General features: G+C 47.1%; 20 protein-coding genes. All 20 read right to left on the bottom strand.

The annotated features are described in order from the left end of the window. Complete coding sequence (locus FO441_RS04690; protein ID WP_145286483.1) at window positions 1-2,775, bottom strand: 2-oxoglutarate dehydrogenase E1 component; 2,775 nt, start codon at window positions 2,773-2,775, stop codon at window positions 1-3. Between the two features lie 100 nt (window positions 2,776-2,875). After that, on the bottom strand, window positions 2,876-4,240 hold the full coding sequence (locus FO441_RS04685; protein WP_145286480.1) for a HAMP domain-containing sensor histidine kinase: 1,365 nt from the start codon (window positions 4,238-4,240) through the stop codon (window positions 2,876-2,878). After that, complete coding sequence (locus tag FO441_RS04680; protein WP_145286477.1) at window positions 4,237-4,911, bottom strand: response regulator transcription factor; 675 nt, start codon at window positions 4,909-4,911, stop codon at window positions 4,237-4,239. Before FO441_RS04680 ends, FO441_RS04685 begins: the two co-directional genes overlap by 4 nt. Before the next feature lie 77 nt (window positions 4,912-4,988). Continuing rightward, entirely contained in the window at window positions 4,989-5,609 is a 621-nt protein-coding gene (locus FO441_RS04675; protein WP_145286474.1) for a GNAT family N-acetyltransferase, read from the bottom strand. Window positions 5,610-5,785: 176 nt separating this feature from the next. Then, entirely contained in the window at window positions 5,786-6,412 is a 627-nt protein-coding gene (locus tag FO441_RS04670; protein ID WP_145286471.1) for a phosphatase PAP2 family protein, read from the bottom strand. Continuing rightward, window positions 6,409-7,488, bottom strand: coding sequence for an undecaprenyldiphospho-muramoylpentapeptide beta-N-acetylglucosaminyltransferase (locus FO441_RS04665; protein WP_145286468.1), 1,080 nt, complete (start codon window positions 7,486-7,488; stop codon window positions 6,409-6,411). Before FO441_RS04665 ends, FO441_RS04670 begins: the two co-directional genes overlap by 4 nt. Before the next feature lie 99 nt (window positions 7,489-7,587). Beyond that, on the bottom strand, window positions 7,588-9,165 hold the full coding sequence (locus FO441_RS04660) for a S41 family peptidase (protein ID WP_145286465.1): 1,578 nt from the start codon (window positions 9,163-9,165) through the stop codon (window positions 7,588-7,590). A 103-nt stretch (window positions 9,166-9,268) separates the two neighbouring features. Next, window positions 9,269-9,988, bottom strand: a complete 720-nt coding sequence (gene deoD / locus FO441_RS04655; protein WP_145286462.1) for a purine-nucleoside phosphorylase — start codon at window positions 9,986-9,988, stop codon at window positions 9,269-9,271. A 36-nt stretch (window positions 9,989-10,024) separates the two neighbouring features. Next, window positions 10,025-10,246 (bottom strand): YozE family protein, encoded by a 222-nt coding sequence (locus tag FO441_RS04650; protein ID WP_145286459.1) that lies wholly within the window; start codon window positions 10,244-10,246, stop codon window positions 10,025-10,027. Continuing rightward, a complete protein-coding gene (locus FO441_RS04645; protein WP_145286456.1) occupies window positions 10,246-10,746 on the bottom strand; it encodes a PTS sugar transporter subunit IIA in 501 nt (166 codons plus the stop codon). Before FO441_RS04645 ends, FO441_RS04650 begins: the two co-directional genes overlap by 1 nt. Window positions 10,747-10,783: 37 nt before the next feature. Next, window positions 10,784-11,209 carry a peptide-methionine (R)-S-oxide reductase MsrB gene (msrB, locus tag FO441_RS04640; RefSeq protein WP_145286453.1) on the bottom strand — a complete coding sequence of 142 codons (426 nt, stop codon included), beginning with the start codon at window positions 11,207-11,209 and terminating at the stop codon, window positions 10,784-10,786. Continuing rightward, window positions 11,209-11,730, bottom strand: coding sequence for a peptide-methionine (S)-S-oxide reductase MsrA (gene msrA, locus FO441_RS04635; protein ID WP_145286450.1), 522 nt, complete (start codon window positions 11,728-11,730; stop codon window positions 11,209-11,211). Before msrA ends, msrB begins: the two co-directional genes overlap by 1 nt. 22 nt (window positions 11,731-11,752) lie before the next feature. Further along, window positions 11,753-12,298, bottom strand: coding sequence for a DUF2140 family protein (locus FO441_RS04630; RefSeq protein ID WP_145286447.1), 546 nt, complete (start codon window positions 12,296-12,298; stop codon window positions 11,753-11,755). Window positions 12,299-12,313: 15 nt separating this feature from the next. Continuing rightward, complete coding sequence (locus tag FO441_RS04625; protein ID WP_145286445.1) at window positions 12,314-12,793, bottom strand: dihydrofolate reductase; 480 nt, start codon at window positions 12,791-12,793, stop codon at window positions 12,314-12,316. A 10-nt stretch (window positions 12,794-12,803) separates the two neighbouring features. Further along, a complete protein-coding gene (locus FO441_RS04620) occupies window positions 12,804-13,757 on the bottom strand; it encodes a thymidylate synthase (RefSeq protein ID WP_145286442.1) in 954 nt (317 codons plus the stop codon). 226 nt (window positions 13,758-13,983) lie between these two features. Next, window positions 13,984-14,421 (bottom strand): BrxA/BrxB family bacilliredoxin, encoded by a 438-nt coding sequence (locus FO441_RS04615; protein WP_145286438.1) that lies wholly within the window; start codon window positions 14,419-14,421, stop codon window positions 13,984-13,986. Between the two features lies 1 nt (window position 14,422). Continuing rightward, complete coding sequence (locus tag FO441_RS04610) at window positions 14,423-15,217, bottom strand: virulence factor (RefSeq protein WP_246095005.1); 795 nt, start codon at window positions 15,215-15,217, stop codon at window positions 14,423-14,425. Window positions 15,218-15,246: 29 nt separating this feature from the next. After that, the gene (locus FO441_RS12680; protein ID WP_237604791.1) at window positions 15,247-15,531 is read right to left on the bottom strand and encodes a NifU N-terminal domain-containing protein; all 285 of its coding nucleotides are present in this window, start codon (window positions 15,529-15,531) and stop codon (window positions 15,247-15,249) included. Between the two features lie 10 nt (window positions 15,532-15,541). Further along, window positions 15,542-15,715, bottom strand: a complete 174-nt coding sequence (locus tag FO441_RS04605; protein WP_145286435.1) for a zinc-finger domain-containing protein — start codon at window positions 15,713-15,715, stop codon at window positions 15,542-15,544. A gap of 57 nt (window positions 15,716-15,772) precedes the next feature. Next, a complete protein-coding gene (locus FO441_RS04600; RefSeq protein ID WP_145286432.1) occupies window positions 15,773-16,174 on the bottom strand; it encodes a ribonuclease HI family protein in 402 nt (133 codons plus the stop codon). Window positions 16,175-16,184 lie beyond the last annotated feature (10 nt).

Here is a 16,184-nt window from a genome sequence, read left to right as displayed (position 1 = left end):
CTATGATTTTAGAGCAGTTTCAATAATATTCTGTTGGATCAGTTTATAGGATTCCCCATCGCCTTCTGCAGGGGATGCACGTCTGATTCTGCCTACATAGTTCACTTCCACTTTCTCAGGTACCATCTCAAGAAGGAACGGCAGGGCGTAATTGTACGTTCCCATGTTCTCAGGCTCCTCCTGGACAAATCTGACTTCATCCAGACTTTTGAGACCTTTCAGCACTTCCTGGATCTTATCCGAAGGGAATGGATAGATCTGCTCCAATCGGATGATCATCACTTCATCATCCGGGTTCTTCCTCTGCTCTGTCAGCAGATCCACAGCCATCTTGCCACTCGCTATCAATACCTTTTTGACTTTTGTCCGCTTGTACTCGGGCAGTATGATCTCCTTGAAGGTGCTGTCTGTAAAAGCACTTACAGGTTCACTGACAATCTGGTTGCGGAGCAGACTTTTCGGTGTCATGAGGACCAGTGGCCTCATTTTTTCAGTATCAAGATATTTCGCCTGCTTGCGGAGCAGATGGAAATAGTTCGACGCACTGGACAGATTGGCAACTGTCATATTATTTTCAGCAGCAAGCTGGAGGTAGCGTTCCAGGCGGGCTGAGGAGTGTTCGGCGCCCTGTCCTTCCTGTGCGTGAGGAAGGAACAGCGTCATGCCGGATGTTTCACCCCACTTGGCATTGCCTGCAGCCATGAAGTTGTCGAAGATGACCTGCGCCATGTTCGAGAAGTCGCCGTATTGTGCTTCCCATATTGCCATGACAGACTTTTGTTCCACATTATATCCATAGTCGAAGCCGACGACTGCGGCTTCCGACAGTGGTGAATTGTGGACATCGAACGTTGCATTTGAATCCCTGACTACATGGAGTGGTATGTGTTCCTCCCCGGTCTCCGGATCATGCAGCACCGCATGCCTCTGTGCGAATGTGCCCCTTTCGGAATCCTGTCCGGTCAGCCGGATCGGAGTGCCATCCTGGTTGATCGAAGCGAAAGCAAGCGCTTCCGCGTGTGCCCAGTCGATCAGCTCCTCATCGTCTTCAAACGGCTTTTTCCTTCTTTCGAGAACATTGGAAAGCTTTTTGAATACCGTGAAGGAATCAGGATATTGGAATAGATCTTCATTTATCTGTTCAAGGCGTTCGCGTGATATGCCATCTTCAGGGTTATCCTGCCCTTCCAGTATGACTTCCGGAGTTTCAAGCTGTCCATCCACATTCGTGTCACCCTTATCGATCTTGTCATGGGCGGCTCTCATTTCGTCCAGTACACTCTGGATGGTCTCCTTCTTCTCATCTTCTGAAATGACGTTCTCTTCAACGAGTTTGGCACCATAGATCTCATCGATCGTATCATGGGATTTCACTTCTTTGTACAGAAGTGGATTGGTCGTTGTCGGTTCGTCCATTTCATTATGGCCATACCTTCTGTAACCGAGCACATCAATGACGATGTCCTTGTTGAATTTCTGTCTGTATTTAAGCGCAATTTCTATTGTTCTGAGTACGTGCTCCGGACGATCCGCATTGACGTGGAGAATAGGCAGATCAAAGCCGAGCGCTGCATCGGAAGCATATACTGTCGATCGTGCATCCGTCTCTTCGGTAGTGAAGCCGATACGGTTGTTCGCAATGATATGGACGGAACCTCCAACACTATATCCATTCAGTTTGCCGAGGTTCAGAGTTTCATATACAATGCCCTGTCCCGGGAATGCGGCATCGCCATGTACAATGGCGGCAATCGCCTTATTGAAATCCTGGTCCGGATGTCCTGCGTGGTCGGTCGTCTCCTGCTGTGCGCGGGTCTTGCCGAGGACAATCGGACCGACGACTTCCAGGTGGCTTGGATTGTTTGCCAGACTGATGCGCTGTTTGAGTCCTTTGTCTTCCCGCGTCTTCGATCCACCCAGATGATACTTTACATCCTTCATCCAGCCTTGGGTGATCTCAAGTGAACCGTCCTCCGGAAGAAATTTCATAGGATCGGTATGCATGAATTCACTGATCATCATTTCATATGGCTTTTCGAGGACATGTGTCAGCACATTCAATCGGCCACGGTGTGCCATGCCGATCTGCAGGTTGGGAATGCCTTCATCCGCCATCAGTTCGAGCATATGGTCAAGCAGTGGCACTATGGCGTCGACCCCTTCGATGGAGAATCGTTTGGCCCCTACAAAGTTCTTGTGCAGATACTTTTCAAACCCTTCCACTTTCGCCAGTGTTTTGAACAGATGCTTCTTTTCTTCATCGGAAAGTGAAATCTCTTCCTGTGTTTCAATTGTCTCCTTCAGCCATTGGCGTTCTTCCGTGTCATTGATGTGCATGTACTCGTATGCGAGCGGTCCCGTATAGAGTGAATGGAGCTGGGTGACTGCTTCGAAAGCATTATCATAGTAGTCACCAAGGTGAACACTTACAAGTGAAGCAGGCAGTCTTTTCAGATCATCCTCAGTCAGATTGTAGTCTTCAAAGTCCAGGCTTGGTACATTCTTCACATCCGGTGTGTAGACGGGATAGATATCCGACTCCAGATGACCGAACAGTCTGATATTATCTATCAGACGCAATAGACTTTTTACTTTGCTGTGATCAATATCCGATTGAGCAGTACCTGCCTGTCCAGAACTGATATTTTCAAACAGGAAGCGCATTTCATCACTTACACTGTCTGGATTTTCTTGGTACATATCGTGAAGCTCGAGAATCATCCCCAGATTGGTACCGAAACGAACCGGGGCATTCTCAAGTTCTTTCTCTTGCATTTTGCCACCCTCTTTAGATTCTTTTTATCTTATACAGTTCCATTCTAGCACTATGGTATTTTGTTTTAAAGCCAATAATTGCTGTAATTATTACAATTGTCTATTTTTTTAGTGGGAATCTTATCGTCACTTTTGTAAACGCTCCCTCATCGCTTTCTATCCATACCCTGCCCTTATAGTTATCGATAAGTTTTTGTGCGATGGAGAGTCCGAGACCGTTGCCGCCGAGCTCCCTGCTCCTTGATTTATCGACTCTGTAGAACCGGTCGAAGATGGCTTCGATTTCGTTTTCAGGAATGCCGATGCCGTGGTCGGTGATTGAAATATCGAAATGGTCCTCGCGTTTTTTTGTTGTAACATTGATGCGTTTCTGTTCGTGGTCATATTTGATTGCATTATCCAGAAAAATGACCAGCATCTGCTCAAAGTGATATGGGTTGATGAGGAATCTGATATTCCTGTCATCGAGGTCGAGCGTGAAAGTGTAGTCCGGATGCAGCTGCTTGAATGCCTCCACCTTGCTCTCCACTTCCTTGCTGATATCGACTTCCTCCATGACTTCTTTTGTTCTGCCCTCATTCTTTGTCAGAAGAAGGAGTTCTTCTACAAGCTTATTGATCCGCTGGAGTTCGTCTATGGATATATTCAATGATTCATCCAGAACTTCAGGCTTATGCCGCCCCCATCTGTTGATCAGCTTCAGGTGCCCCTGGATGATCTGGAGCGGTGTTCTGAGTTCATGGGAGGCATCTTCAACAAACTGCTTCTGCTGGTTGTAGGATCGCTCCAACGAATCCATCATATGGTTGAACGACTCGACCATATAGTCGGTTTCTTCAGTATTGGTCTGTATCTGTAGACGTTCCGAGAATCCTTCATCTTCAATTCTCTTCAGCTGGTTGGCAATGTTCCGTATCGGCTTGACCATCTGTGTGGAAAAGAAGTAGCTGATGATCGAGGTGAAAAGAATGGAGACGAATCCGACAATGATGGCGATGAAGACCATCATCCGGATGACCGAATGGTAGTAGTCGAGTGGGTGGATGACTGAAAGATAGCCATTCCAGTACTCCGAATCCAGCCTGATGCTCCCTTTGAAGAAGCTGCCATCTTCTGTATCCATGGAAGTGATTTCTTTTCCGTATACAGGTTCGAATTCGTTATCATAAACGAGCGGAATGCCGGCAGTGGCACTGAAGACCTCCTCCCCACTCTGTGTATAGAGGACCATCTTCTGACCATCATAAAGACTCGAATAGATTTCATTTTCATTGATGGTGTTGATCGGGTTGCTCTCGTATATGCTCTCGAGCTCCTCAAGACTTCGATCTATCGAGCGGTACTCCTGATTTTCCAGGTAGAGACTGGTCAGATAGATGAGCAGGGAACTGAATATCAGATATGTGATGGAGATGATCAGTGTGGACAGACGCAGCCATCTGTATTTCAATGATTGTCTGTTCATGGCCGGATCACATACCCGACACCTCTGACGGTCTCTATCAGCTTATGCCTGTCGAATGGCTTGAGCTTATTGCGCAGATATCTGATGTAGACATCGACGACATTTGTCTCGACTTCGCTATCATACCCCCATACATGATCAAGTATGGTCTCCCTCTGAAGGACGACACCCGCATTTTTCATCAGCAGATGAAGCAGATCATATTCCGTCTTGGTCAGATCGATATTGACGTCATCTATTGCGACGTGATGCGCCTGGGCGTCCATGACGATGCCGTGCATGGAAAGCACTTCATGCTTCTGGTCCTTTGAAGTGGAGCGTCTCATGATGACGCGTATTCTTGCCAGCAGTTCTTCTATTTCAAATGGTTTGACAATATAGTCATCTGCACCATAGTCGAGTCCAATCACCTTGTCGTATGTCTCGCCTTTGGCGGTAATGATGATGATCGGTGTATCCTTCTCCTTGCGCAGCCGTCTGCATACTTCGAGCCCATTCAGCTCAGGCAGCATCAGATCGAGCAGTATGCAGTCATAGTCGAATGCATACGCTTTATCCAGGCCATCTCCGCCATCCGAGGATAAAGTGACCTGATACCCTTCATGAACGAGCTCCAGCTCGATGAAGCGGGCAAGGTTCATCTCATCTTCCACAACTAGAATATGTTTCATCATAATCTTCCTATCTTCTGTTTTTGTCATCATATCATGCCGGCGGCATTAAAAAAACGCATGATGAATATCATGCGTCAGCTCACTGTTTCCATGGGCAGATCCATCATATAGCTCTGCTGTTTGATCAGCAGGTTCTTTTTGACTTCCGGCCATTCGTCATCGATTATGGAATAGATGATGATGTTGCGGGCAACACCGCGAAGGTTCCTTTCCTTGCGGATGATGCCTTCTTTCGTAAAACCGATCCGTTCGATTGCACGGTTGCTTCTGATGTTTCTCTCATCCGCACGGATCTGGACACGCATCATATTCAGCACTTCGAAGCAGTACTCGAGCAGCAGAAACTTGCTGTCGGAATTGACGAAAGTACGCTGGGCACGCGTACCGAACCATGACGCGCCGATTTCGCAGCTCTGTCTTTCGTAGTCGATATGCTGGATCCTCGTACTGCCGAGCACTTCATCTGTCGTTTTCAATACGACGACAAATGGGATGTCCGTAAGCTGGTTTCTGAGTTCTATGGCGCTCTTTACCCACTCCTGCATGAGGTCTTCGTTTGTTGCCTGGAACAGCATATAGGACCAGATGGATTCGTGATTGATTTCGTGCAGCTCCCGGGCATGGCCCGGCTGCATGGGGATGAGCCTTATTCTTTCATTTTCCAGGGTTATGGACTCATACAGATTGACGACCATCTGATCTCACCTCACTAATATTGATTGACAAGATAATTATAAGTGCATACAAGAAAATTGGCAACGCCCAGAAGGGCGCTGCCATATGTTTATGGATATATTTCTTTGTCTTGAAAATGATCTGTTAAATAAGGGGGGCTTATTCATTATCATTGATAATCATTTTCAATTACATTCTAAACAGGCGTTGGAAGCTTGTCAAGCTTTTTGTGCATGATGAAGCTTGTTCCGATGACCACAGCGGTTCCGGCGACAATTCCGGCAATGACATCGGTCGGATAATGTACACCCAGATAGACTCTCGAAGAAGATATCATCAATATGAATGTGGCGCATACACCATAAAGTATCCCCTTGTTGTTCAGTTCACTGTTTTTGATAAGCGCCATCAATGATCCGAAGAAAATGGACGATCCCGTTGCATGGCCACTCGGGAAGCTGAACCCGGTAATATCGATTAGTCTGAGAAGAGAAGGTCGTTGCCTGTCGAAGGTATTTTTCAATACAGGTACGAGTACACTGCTCGTCAGCATCGATATGATCAGAAAAAGTGTTTCGAACTTGAGACGATACAGCATCAGTATCGTAATCATGATGAGTGACAGAATAATCATCGACAGCACTTCCCCGACCTGGGTGAAACCGAGCATGAGTGCCGTGGTGATGAAACTTTCCGATGCGTAGATGAATTCATACACTTCAGTATCGATCCAGCGTCCGAGGCGGGATTCATGGAAAAAGGCGATGACGCCGAAAATCAGTGTAAAAACGAGAAACAGGGATAATTTTTTCAGTCGACTCATTGATGTGCCTCCTTGCTGATCAGGAAATCGACGAGCTCCTGAGGTTTGAAGCCTCCTTCGAACTTGCACATGCAGTCCACGATGGCTTCCTTATTGGAATCGATCCGGGCAAGCGTCTCCTGGAAGATTTCCATATCAAGTGCTTCATCCTGTATGACTTCTGCATAGCCTTTCTCTTTGAAATACTCTGCATTCTCCACCTGGTCCCCTCTGCTCTGGGAGCGCGGCAGCGGTATGAGTATCATCGGCTTTTCGTTGAGGAGGAATTCGTAGATGGCGTTCGAGCCACTACGGCCGACGGCGATATCGGAAATAGTGATGAGGTGCGGGAGTTCCTTTTTCACAAACTCGAACTGTTTGTAGTTGTCCCTGTCGAGCCCCTCCTGGTAGTTGCCCCGGCCGCATAGATGGATGATTTGCCATTCTTGGGTCAGTTCATCCAGGTTGTTCCTGATGAACTGGTTGATGGAACGGGCACCGAGAGACCCACCCATTACAATCATGACAGGCTTGTCAGGTGTAAAACCGGTCAGTTCGTAGCCGATCTTGCTGTACCCGCGTTTCAGTTCATCACGTATGACCGGCCCGATATATTCAGCCTTGTCTGAAGGAATATATTCAAGTGTTCTTTTGAAGGTGACGAATATTTTTGTGGCAAATTTGCCTGCTATCCTGTTCGCCAGTCCTGGTGTAATATCGGATTCATGAATATAGACGGGGATGCCGAGCGATTTGGCAGCAAGTACAACAGGTACACTGACAAATCCGCCTTTTGAGAATACGAACTCGACATTCTCCTTTTTGAGCACCTTGCGGGCATCGCTGATGCCCTTCATGACCTTAAAGACATCTTTGAAGTTTTCCGAGGAAAGGTAGCGTCTCAGTTTCCCGCTCGAAATATTATAGTACTTTATGGAAGTCGCACCGATAATTTCTTTTTCGATCCCCTTCTTCGACCCCAGATAGACAGGTTCTATCCCTCTATTTATAAAACCCGGTATGAGCAGTTTATTGAGCATTACATGACCGACTGTGCCCCCACCCGTGAGGACAACTTTTCTTTTCTTTGGTTCCATACTTTCCTCCAAAACTCTTTTATGCTAATTACTTTAAACTATTTTTGCCATTGATACAATATAAAGCCGTATAAACATGATGTCCATACGGCCTGACTGCTATTCTTCTGTCGGTTCCTCTTCATTGCCTGCATCCTGCTCTGCGTGATTTTCACGTTCCTCGATCTCCAGATGCTGTGCACGTTCATCTGCGTATGCTTCTATTTCTTTTTCAGTATAGTCGCCATTGATATAGTCGATCAGATAGTTGAGCTGGGCATCATTGCTGTTGATGTAGTCCCTGAGGTCACTCATCAATGCAGTGGAAGTTTCACCAGTGACATCGCCACTCTGCTCAAGATCATGATCTGCCTGGAACGATTCTACTGCTTCGGTCAATGATGCATCGAATGTTTCGTTGAAATCATCAACTTCATAACCGAGCGTGTCCAGCGCCACTTTGATGGATGGTACTGTTTCGTTGCTGACATCTTCAGTATACACTTCTTCAGGGTTCAGCATTTCCACCCTGTAGTAGTCCGGGTTCACAAGCTGCACATCCGGCGTGATACCTTCGCCATGCACCCAGCTGCCATCCGGTGTCAGCCATTTCGTATTCGTATACTTCAGAAGGGAGTCATCACCAAGTTCGACTGTGCGCTGTACAACACCCTTACCGAAGGACTGTGTGCCTGCAATGGTGGCATCCGTCAGATCATCCAGCGCGCCTGCAAATACTTCAGAGGCGCTTGCAGAACCTTCATTGATCAGGATATGGACGTTGAAGTCGTCAGTGTTCGGATTCTTCTCATCACTTGTCTTTATTTCAGTGCGTTCTCCACCATTATCTTCCAGATAGAGTACCGTTTCATTCTGCCCGATGAACTGGTTGATCATGCTGACAGCTTCATCCAGAAGTCCGCCCGGATTGTACCTGAAATCGATGATGATATCCTCTACGCCATCTTCAGATGCCGTATTGAGCATGTTCTCGAACTCCTCAGTCGTTCCTTCCTGGAAGCGGTTGATGCTGATATGGCCGACACCTTCCACTTCTTCATAAGTCACACTGTCGAGGTGTATCGTATCTCTTGTAATCGTCACTTCCATCGGATCGCCTTCACCTCTGACAATGGTCAGGACAACGTCCGTACCTTTTTCTCCACGTATCAGCTGGACAGCTTCCTGGGTAGTCCATCCTTCAATGGATTCGCCATCCACTGCAATGATCTCATCTCCCGGTTCAAGCCCGGCTTCCTCAGCTGGAGAGCCGCGCATCGGGGATGTGATGATGACACGGTTGCCTTCCTGCATCACTTCGGCCCCAATGCCTTCGAAATCGCCGGTTACAGATTCCTGGAATTGTGCCAGCTCTTCGTTGTTCATGTATTCGCTGTATGGATCATCGAGCCCTTCGACCATGCCCTGTATTGAAGATTCGATCAGCGCCTCACGATCGACTTCTTCATAATAGTTGGCATTGATCGTGTCATACACGTTATAGAGTTTGGCAAACTCGCTCCGCGTATCCGTTCCGACATTGACAGCCTTCTCGGACCCGGCTTCGAGGCTGAGTGCTGTAATGACAGCTGTGGCAATGATTGATGTCAATATGATTACTATAAACCAGAAAAAATTGATATTGATACGTCGTCCCTCTCCAAACCTGGACTCATGACGCTCGTTTTCTTCGCTCAAAACATACACCTAATTTCTGCTTGGATAATTAAGTTTCAGTTTACCAGTTTAAGCTTGAAAATTAAAGAAAAAGAACAGTGCCCGGCACTGTTCCTGCTGTATACTATTCAGTTTCTTCTGCAAATGGGAGGCTTGCATCGAGCGCCACTTCAATCATTTCATTGAAAGTGGTCTGACGTTCTTCGCTTGAAGTGGCTTCTCCGGTAAGGACGTGGTCCGACACGGTAAGGATGGAGAGTGCTCTTGCATCAAACTTTTTGCTGATTGTAAAGAGTGCACTGGACTCCATTTCCAGAGCCAGGACACCGTACTCTGCAAGCTGCTCGATGTTGCCATTTTCATCGTAGAAGGAGTCCGCTGTGAATACGTTGCCGACTTTGACGTTCAATCCTTTTTTCTTCGCTTCATTATAGCTTGAAAGCAGCAGCTCGAAGTCTGAAGTTGGTGCGTATTCGATATTGTTGAATAGTTTTCTGTTCTGATATGAGTCGCTGGACGCGCTCTGTGCCAGAATGACGTCCCTGACTTCCACATCTTTCTGTATGGCACCGCATGTGCCGACGCGGATCAGGTTTTTGACACCATATTCAGCCATGAGTTCGTGAATGTAGATGGAGATGGATGGAACACCCATGCCGGTCCCCTGTACAGAGATGCGCTTGCCTTTGTAATAGCCTGTGAAACCAAGCATATTACGGACTTCATTGTAGCAGACAACGTCATCAAGAAAAGTTTCTGCAATATATTTGGCTCTTAGTGGATCTCCAGGCAGCAGAATCGTTTCTGCGATATCGCCCTTGTTTGCATTGATGTGGATACTCATGGATAATAATCTCCTTTAGTTGGTATGAATGTCGGGCTAGTGCGCCAGCCAGTTCTGATAGTCATCAAAAGCTGAATCATAATGGGAAAGCGGCATGTCTTCATAAGGGTTCTCCTCAAGGTATTCCGAAATTTCAAGGTAGTCGCCTGAATACTTGGGAAACATGGGATCCTCCATGATGAAGCCCGCCAACCGGCCGGTCGGCGAAGCTTCCCCTCTTCTTGTCTTGATATACTGGTAGAAAGAATAGTTCTTCATTATTTTACAGACGCAATTGCAACAACCGTATCTGCCCGATTCAGGCTGCTGACTTCCTCAATATTGAAAGATTCGAGCGTGTCACTGTTGGTTATGATGACAGGGGAAATTGTGCTGTTCGCTTCCGACTTGACCAGATCCATATCGAATGTGACAAGCTTGTCCCCCTGTTCAACTTTGTCTCCTTCAGAAACATGGCCTTCAAACCCTTTGCCTTCCATTGCAACAGTTTCGAGTCCGATGTGGATGAGCAGTTCAATATCATTGTCTGTCTTGATGCCGATTGCATGGTTCGTTGGGAAGACCTGCATGATGGTACCGGAGACAGGAGCGACCACTTCGCCATCCGTCGGCTCGACACCGAACCCTTCCCCCATCATCTTCTCAGCAAAAACAGGATCTGGAATGTCTTCCAGTTTAACATATTTTCCATTCAAAGGACTTGTGATTTTGAGCTCTTTATCTGCATCGTTCTTTTTGCCGAATAAATTTTTAAACATGTGTTCTCTCCCCTGTCCATATTAATTTTTATGATGCCTAGTTGAAGTACTTCAAGTATTCGCCGTACCCTTTTTCTTCAAGATCATCTTTCGGTACAAACTCGAGTGCTGCCGAGTTGATGCAGTAGCGCAGTCCGCCGAGTTCCTTCGGACCATCTTCAAACACGTGGCCAAGATGGCTGTCCGAAGTTTCGCTTCTGACCTCCGTACGGCGCATACCGAATGAATCATCGAAGTGCTCTGAAACATCTTCCGAAATCGACTTTGCAAAGCTTGGCCATCCGCAGTCGGATGCAAACTTGTCACGTGAAGTGAAAAGTGGCGTGCCTTTGATCTTATCAACATACAGTCCATCTTCGTAATGATTCCAGTATTCATTCTGGAACGGTGGTTCTGTACCGTTTTCCTTCATGACATTGTATTCGGCAGCTGTCAGTTCGGATTCACTTCTTTCGATTGCCATTATTCTTTCCCCCAATGCTCTTCTATGAATGATTTTCTGCCTGATCCCTTGAAGTAGGCATTATAGTGTGCACTGTTCGTCTTATAGAAGTCCTGGTGTTCTTCTTCCGCCCTGTAGAAGTTCTTGTACGGCAGTACCGGTGTACGGATCGGACCATTGAACACATTCTGTGCATCGAGCTTCTCGATGACTGCTTCCGCGGTACGCTTCTGCGCATCATCATGATAGAAGATCGCCGGGGCATACTGTGGTCCACGATCGCCGAATTGTCCGTTTGTATCTGTCGGATCGAATGTCTTGAAGAATATATCAAGCATGTATTCGTATGACATCACCGATTCATCAAAATCAATCTGTACCGCCTCGACATGTCCTGTTGTTCCTGTTGATACTTCCTGGTATGTCGGATTTTCAACATGACCATTGGAGTAGCCAGAAACGACCGAGTTCACTCCATCAAACTGGTCAAATGGTTTTACGAGACACCAAAAACATCCACCTGCTAATGTTGCTATTGCCAAAATACTCACCTCTTGATTTCTTTTATCTTGTTATAGAAAAATACCACTCATCATTCTCATAATCAATTGAATCGACTTTCACATCCCACTCGAGCTGCTCTGTCAGCACTGCGGAATCAACAATTAATGCCCTCTCAGCGTCACTGAACCTGATGCCTTCCGGCAGGTCAGCCTGTGTTCTGATCAGTGAATACAGCATGTCCTGCGTCAGTGGAAGATCTGAAATGTTGATGTTGCTGATTTCAAAGACCACTTCGTCTCCGGTGGATACGGGATCAAGCTCGATTGAAGTATCGATGGTGAAACCATATGCTTCCTGGACGGCATCGAGCATTATACCTGTTTCATCCACCGAAATCGACAGGCTGTCATCATTTATGGATTCGTTCAGTACGGATTCGACAGCGTCGTTGTTCATCGTTATTTCTATACCCGATTCCGAAGAAACATAATTATCATTTTCAGAAGAAGGTGCTTCGTAGCTTCCGTCCAGAATGGTGAACAGCCAGATGCCGATGCCTACATTCACAAGCAGCAGGATAATGAACAGCCATTTCCAGATATTCAAGAATATGCCCCTCCTTTATAGGTTTCTGCGTCTATAGTGCAGAAACTCGTGCGGGTACCTGTTCTTTTCGTCCACAGTCCCTTCCACCTTCGACAGCAGTTCCCACTCGGAACTGTCGTAGTCCGGGAAGAAGGTATCTCCGCCGAATGTTTCATGGATGCGTGTTACATGCATTTCATCAACGAGATGCATCGTCTGATTGTAGACACCACTCCCACCGAAGATGAATACTTTGCCATCCAGTGCTTCTATCTCATCGATGCTAGAGATGACATCGACGCCCTCATGCGAGAAGTCTTCATTCCGGGTCAGTACGACATTGCGGCGATTGGGCAATGGACGTCCGATTGATTCGAAAGTTTTCCTGCCCATGACGATGGTGTTGCCTTCTGTAAGCTTTTTGACATGTTTCAGATCATTCGGCAAGTGCCACGGCATGCTGTTTTTGAAACCGATGACGTTCTGTGCCGAGTGACATACGATCAGAGATATCATTTTTATCCTCCTATACCGCAATCGGGGCTTTTATATAAGAATGCGATTCATAGTCCACCACTTCAAGGTCTTCATATTCCAGCTCGAACATGGAACGATCACTGTTGATCTTTATCCGCGGTGGTGTGAAGCCGTCTCGTGCGAGCTGTGTCTCTACAGCGTCCAGATGATTGCTGTATATGTGCGCGTCACCCAGAGTATGGATGAATTCATGCGCTTCGAGGTTGCATTCCCGTGCGACAAGGTGCAGCAGCAGTGCATAGCTGGCAATATTGAAAGGTACACCGAGGAAGACATCGCCACTTCTCTGGTAGAGCTGGAGACTGAGCTTTCCGTCGTTGACGTAGAACTGGAAGAAGGCATGGCATGGGGGGAGTGCCATCGTATCGATTTCAGCCGGATTCCAGGCTGTGACGATGTGCCTTCTTGAATCCGGATTGCTTCTGATGCTTTCGACAACATCCTTCAGCTGATCTGTGAAGCTGCCATCCGGCCCTTCCCAGGCACGCCACTGCCTGCCGTACACGTTGCCGAGATCTCCATACTTGTCGGCAAAAGCATCATCCTCAAGGATTCGCTGCTTGAATGATTCCATCTCTTCCTTATATGTTTCCTTGAATGCATCATCCTGCTGTGCGCGGATGCCGAAGTTGGTCATATCCGGTCCGCTGTATTCCTCAGACTCCACCCAGTTCTTGAATGCCCACTCGTTCCAGATATTATTGTTGTACTGCAGCAGGAAACGAATGTTTGTATCTCCACGGATAAACCAGATCAGCTCTGTCGCCAGCATCCGGAACAGCACTTTCTTAGTGGTCAGAAGCGGAAAGCCATGCTGCATATCGAATCTCATCTGATGGCCGAATATGGAATACGTTCCGGTACCCGTGCGGTCCCCTTTGTATTTTCCATCATCCATGATTTTTTTCATCAGTTCGTGGTATTCCCTATCAAAAGGATTCATATTATCCTCCCCTTTTCTTTTTTGTATTATTTATATATAATAATACATGAATGTACGTATGTACGTATCGATTAAATCTAATTCTTTGAGGTGTAGCCAATGGAAGTACTTATGACAATCGGTCTGACGCTGCTCGCTTTATATATGACGTCCATGAGCATTTTCGAATAATACCGCAATCATCAATAAAAACAGGAAAGGCTTGGGCCTTTCCTGTTTTTTTTTATTATGCACAATGCGTATCAAAGGCTTCTTTTATGTCCATCATGATGTCATTGATGTCGCGGCCTTCAATATGTTCACGTGGAATGAAGTGGACAAGTGCATCGCCTTTGAACAATGCCATCGAAGGGCTGGAAGGCGCCTGGCCGACATATTCACGCATGCGCTCTGTGGCCTCCTTGTCCTGACCTGCGAACACGGTCGCTCTTCTGTCCGGACGGATCGGATTCTGCTCGGCGACGGTGACTGCAGCCGGTCTCGCCAGTCCCGCAGCACAGCCGCATACACTGTTGACCACGACAAATGCGGTTTCTTCTGCACCGAGGCCGGACATGAACTGATCCACGTCCCGAGCTGTTGTCAGATCTTCGAAAGACCTCTGTGTCAGTTCGTCACGCATCGGTTGTGCAATTTCTTTCATATATGCTTCGTATGGGTTCATTCTATCGCTTCCTTTCCTGAATCTGTTTCCAGACGCTGCCGAGTGCAGCCTCTCCCTGCTCGATTCTGGCGATGGCCATCTCCATCTGGAGCCGCACATCATACTGGGCATCGTCTTTATGGGCATTCAGATGCGGCAGACTGCTCTCGTCCCCCACTTCGTAGACGAACATGGCAGCACGCCAGCGTACAATCGGACTCTTGTCTCCAAGCAGTGGATAGATATCTTCCAGGCCCTCTTCATACCCTAGGTCACTATAGGCATCTCCTGCCGTCCGTCTTACAGGCACCGAGCGATCCTCCAGTGCGCGTTTCAGATATGCCAGAGTCTTCTTGTCCTCTATCATTGCCAGCAGGCTGACAGCTTCCCTTCTTACCTGCATCTTATCATCCGAGAGTGCAAGGGAAAGCAGTTCATAATCATCCTGGGTCGGTGTCTCCATGTGGTTCAGCATCCACAGCCGGTCTTTCCAGTCCTGCTTGGATTCAAAGTCTGCAACGCTCCATCTGTAGTAGCGTTTCGGTTCCGGCGTCGTCCTGTCCTTCGCTTCTTCGATGAGCCGCTCGAGACTCTTTGCATCATACAATGCATCGAGCTCCTCCATGACTTCCTGGAATACTTCATCCGGGGTCCCGTAGCGCGTGCCATGATCCTCCCATCTTCTGAGCAGGATGATATTGTCCTCTTTGAGGGTGGCTGCATCGACAGCCTCAATGAATCTTTCGGGCAGCTGTTTCCGGTGCTCTTCTCCGTCATTCAGTTTGATCTGATACGGAATGTTTTTGAATGTAAGCACCTGGGTGGAGACGGCGCCGAAATCATCCGCTAACTGAGGTTTTTTTTTACGTCCTGATCATCGGAAGAGAATGTGTTCTCTATTTCCGGTATCAGTGTGTCCCAGTCGGCTTTTGGTGACTTGTCGACCGAAATGAAGTTCAGCGCGTGGAACACACTGGTCACATCCTCAAGTTCGAGTACTCTGTTGATGAATGCAGGTGCATCATCGGATACTTCACGATATGTTGATGATTTCATTTCCTGCTTTTCTTCACTTACAGTGATTTTCATAGTATTCGGGCTTGGTGTCGGTTCAATTTTAACGATTTCCATGGTAATCCTCCTATTGCAGTTCATTTCCGTGTGATCGTATGGCTATGCCTACCGAACACTCGTGTATGCAAAAATTATGTGCAGCCGTTTTGCTGCCATCTGCGCGGTTAAGCTCCTTCAGAAGGCAACCCTGGCAGTATTTTTCTTCAAGGGCGTTGATCTTATCCAATACTTCGATATTCACTTTTCAACCTCCTTAAGCAATTATACCGAAATCTGGCGTATAAAAAAAGGCAGATCATCAAGATCTGCCTTTCTTATGTCTGTAGAGCAGTTCCTTTGCACGTTCATCAGCCCGACGGTTCTTCTCTCTCGGTGTCCAGCTGATGAGGAAAAGATCGAACTTGCCGAGATCGGCTGAAATGCTGTTGAAGTACTTTCTGAAAACAGGATGCTTCACATATTCCTTGTCAAAGCTGTCGGATATGATTTTGGAATCCGTATAGACAATAAGAGAAGTGATGGAATGCTCGATCGCTTTTTCAACAGCAAATTCGAGTGTCGCCCATTCTGCTTCATGGTTGTCCATCTCTCCAAAAAACTTCGTGAATTCGAGATTCATCCCCTCATCTTTGAAGACGACTGCACCGGCAGCGAGCTTCGGCTGCATTGAAGCAGCTGCGTCTATATACGCACGTGTCATGCGGCCGCCT

This window comes from Salinicoccus cyprini (assembly GCF_007713705.1).
Taxonomy (GTDB): domain Bacteria; phylum Bacillota; class Bacilli; order Staphylococcales; family Salinicoccaceae; genus Salinicoccus; species Salinicoccus cyprini.
The sequence above is the reverse complement of the archived record's forward strand: the minus strand, read 5'-3'. Positions and strand labels throughout refer to the sequence as shown.

Bases quoted from the DNA above. Each gene is read 5' to 3' on its own strand.
- FO441_RS04690 (WP_145286483.1), bottom strand. From the start codon at position 2,775: ATGCAAGAGAAAGAACTTGAGAATGCCCCGGTTCGTTTCGGTACCAAT.
- FO441_RS04685 (WP_145286480.1), bottom strand. From the start codon at position 4,240: ATGAACAGACAATCATTGAAATACAGATGGCTGCGTCTGTCCACACTG.
- FO441_RS04680 (WP_145286477.1), bottom strand. From the start codon at position 4,911: ATGAAACATATTCTAGTTGTGGAAGATGAGATGAACCTTGCCCGCTTC.
- FO441_RS04675 (WP_145286474.1), bottom strand. From the start codon at position 5,609: ATGGTCGTCAATCTGTATGAGTCCATAACCCTGGAAAATGAAAGAATA.
- FO441_RS04670 (WP_145286471.1), bottom strand. From the start codon at position 6,412: ATGAGTCGACTGAAAAAATTATCCCTGTTTCTCGTTTTTACACTGATT.
- FO441_RS04665 (WP_145286468.1), bottom strand. From the start codon at position 7,488: ATGGAACCAAAGAAAAGAAAAGTTGTCCTCACGGGTGGGGGCACAGTC.
- deoD (WP_145286462.1), bottom strand. From the start codon at position 9,988: ATGAGTATCCACATCAATGCAAACAAGGGCGATATCGCAGAAACGATT.
- FO441_RS04650 (WP_145286459.1), bottom strand. From the start codon at position 10,246: ATGAAGAACTATTCTTTCTACCAGTATATCAAGACAAGAAGAGGGGAA.
- FO441_RS04645 (WP_145286456.1), bottom strand. From the start codon at position 10,746: ATGTTTAAAAATTTATTCGGCAAAAAGAACGATGCAGATAAAGAGCTC.
- msrB (WP_145286453.1), bottom strand. From the start codon at position 11,209: ATGGCAATCGAAAGAAGTGAATCCGAACTGACAGCTGCCGAATACAAT.
- FO441_RS04625 (WP_145286445.1), bottom strand. From the start codon at position 12,793: ATGATATCTCTGATCGTATGTCACTCGGCACAGAACGTCATCGGTTTC.
- FO441_RS04620 (WP_145286442.1), bottom strand. From the start codon at position 13,757: ATGAATCCTTTTGATAGGGAATACCACGAACTGATGAAAAAAATCATG.
- FO441_RS04615 (WP_145286438.1), bottom strand. From the start codon at position 14,421: ATGAACCCATACGAAGCATATATGAAAGAAATTGCACAACCGATGCGT.
- FO441_RS12680 (WP_237604791.1), bottom strand. From the start codon at position 15,531: ATGGAAATCGTTAAAATTGAACCGACACCAAGCCCGAATACTATGAAA.
- FO441_RS04600 (WP_145286432.1), bottom strand. From the start codon at position 16,174: ATGACACGTGCGTATATAGACGCAGCTGCTTCAATGCAGCCGAAGCTC.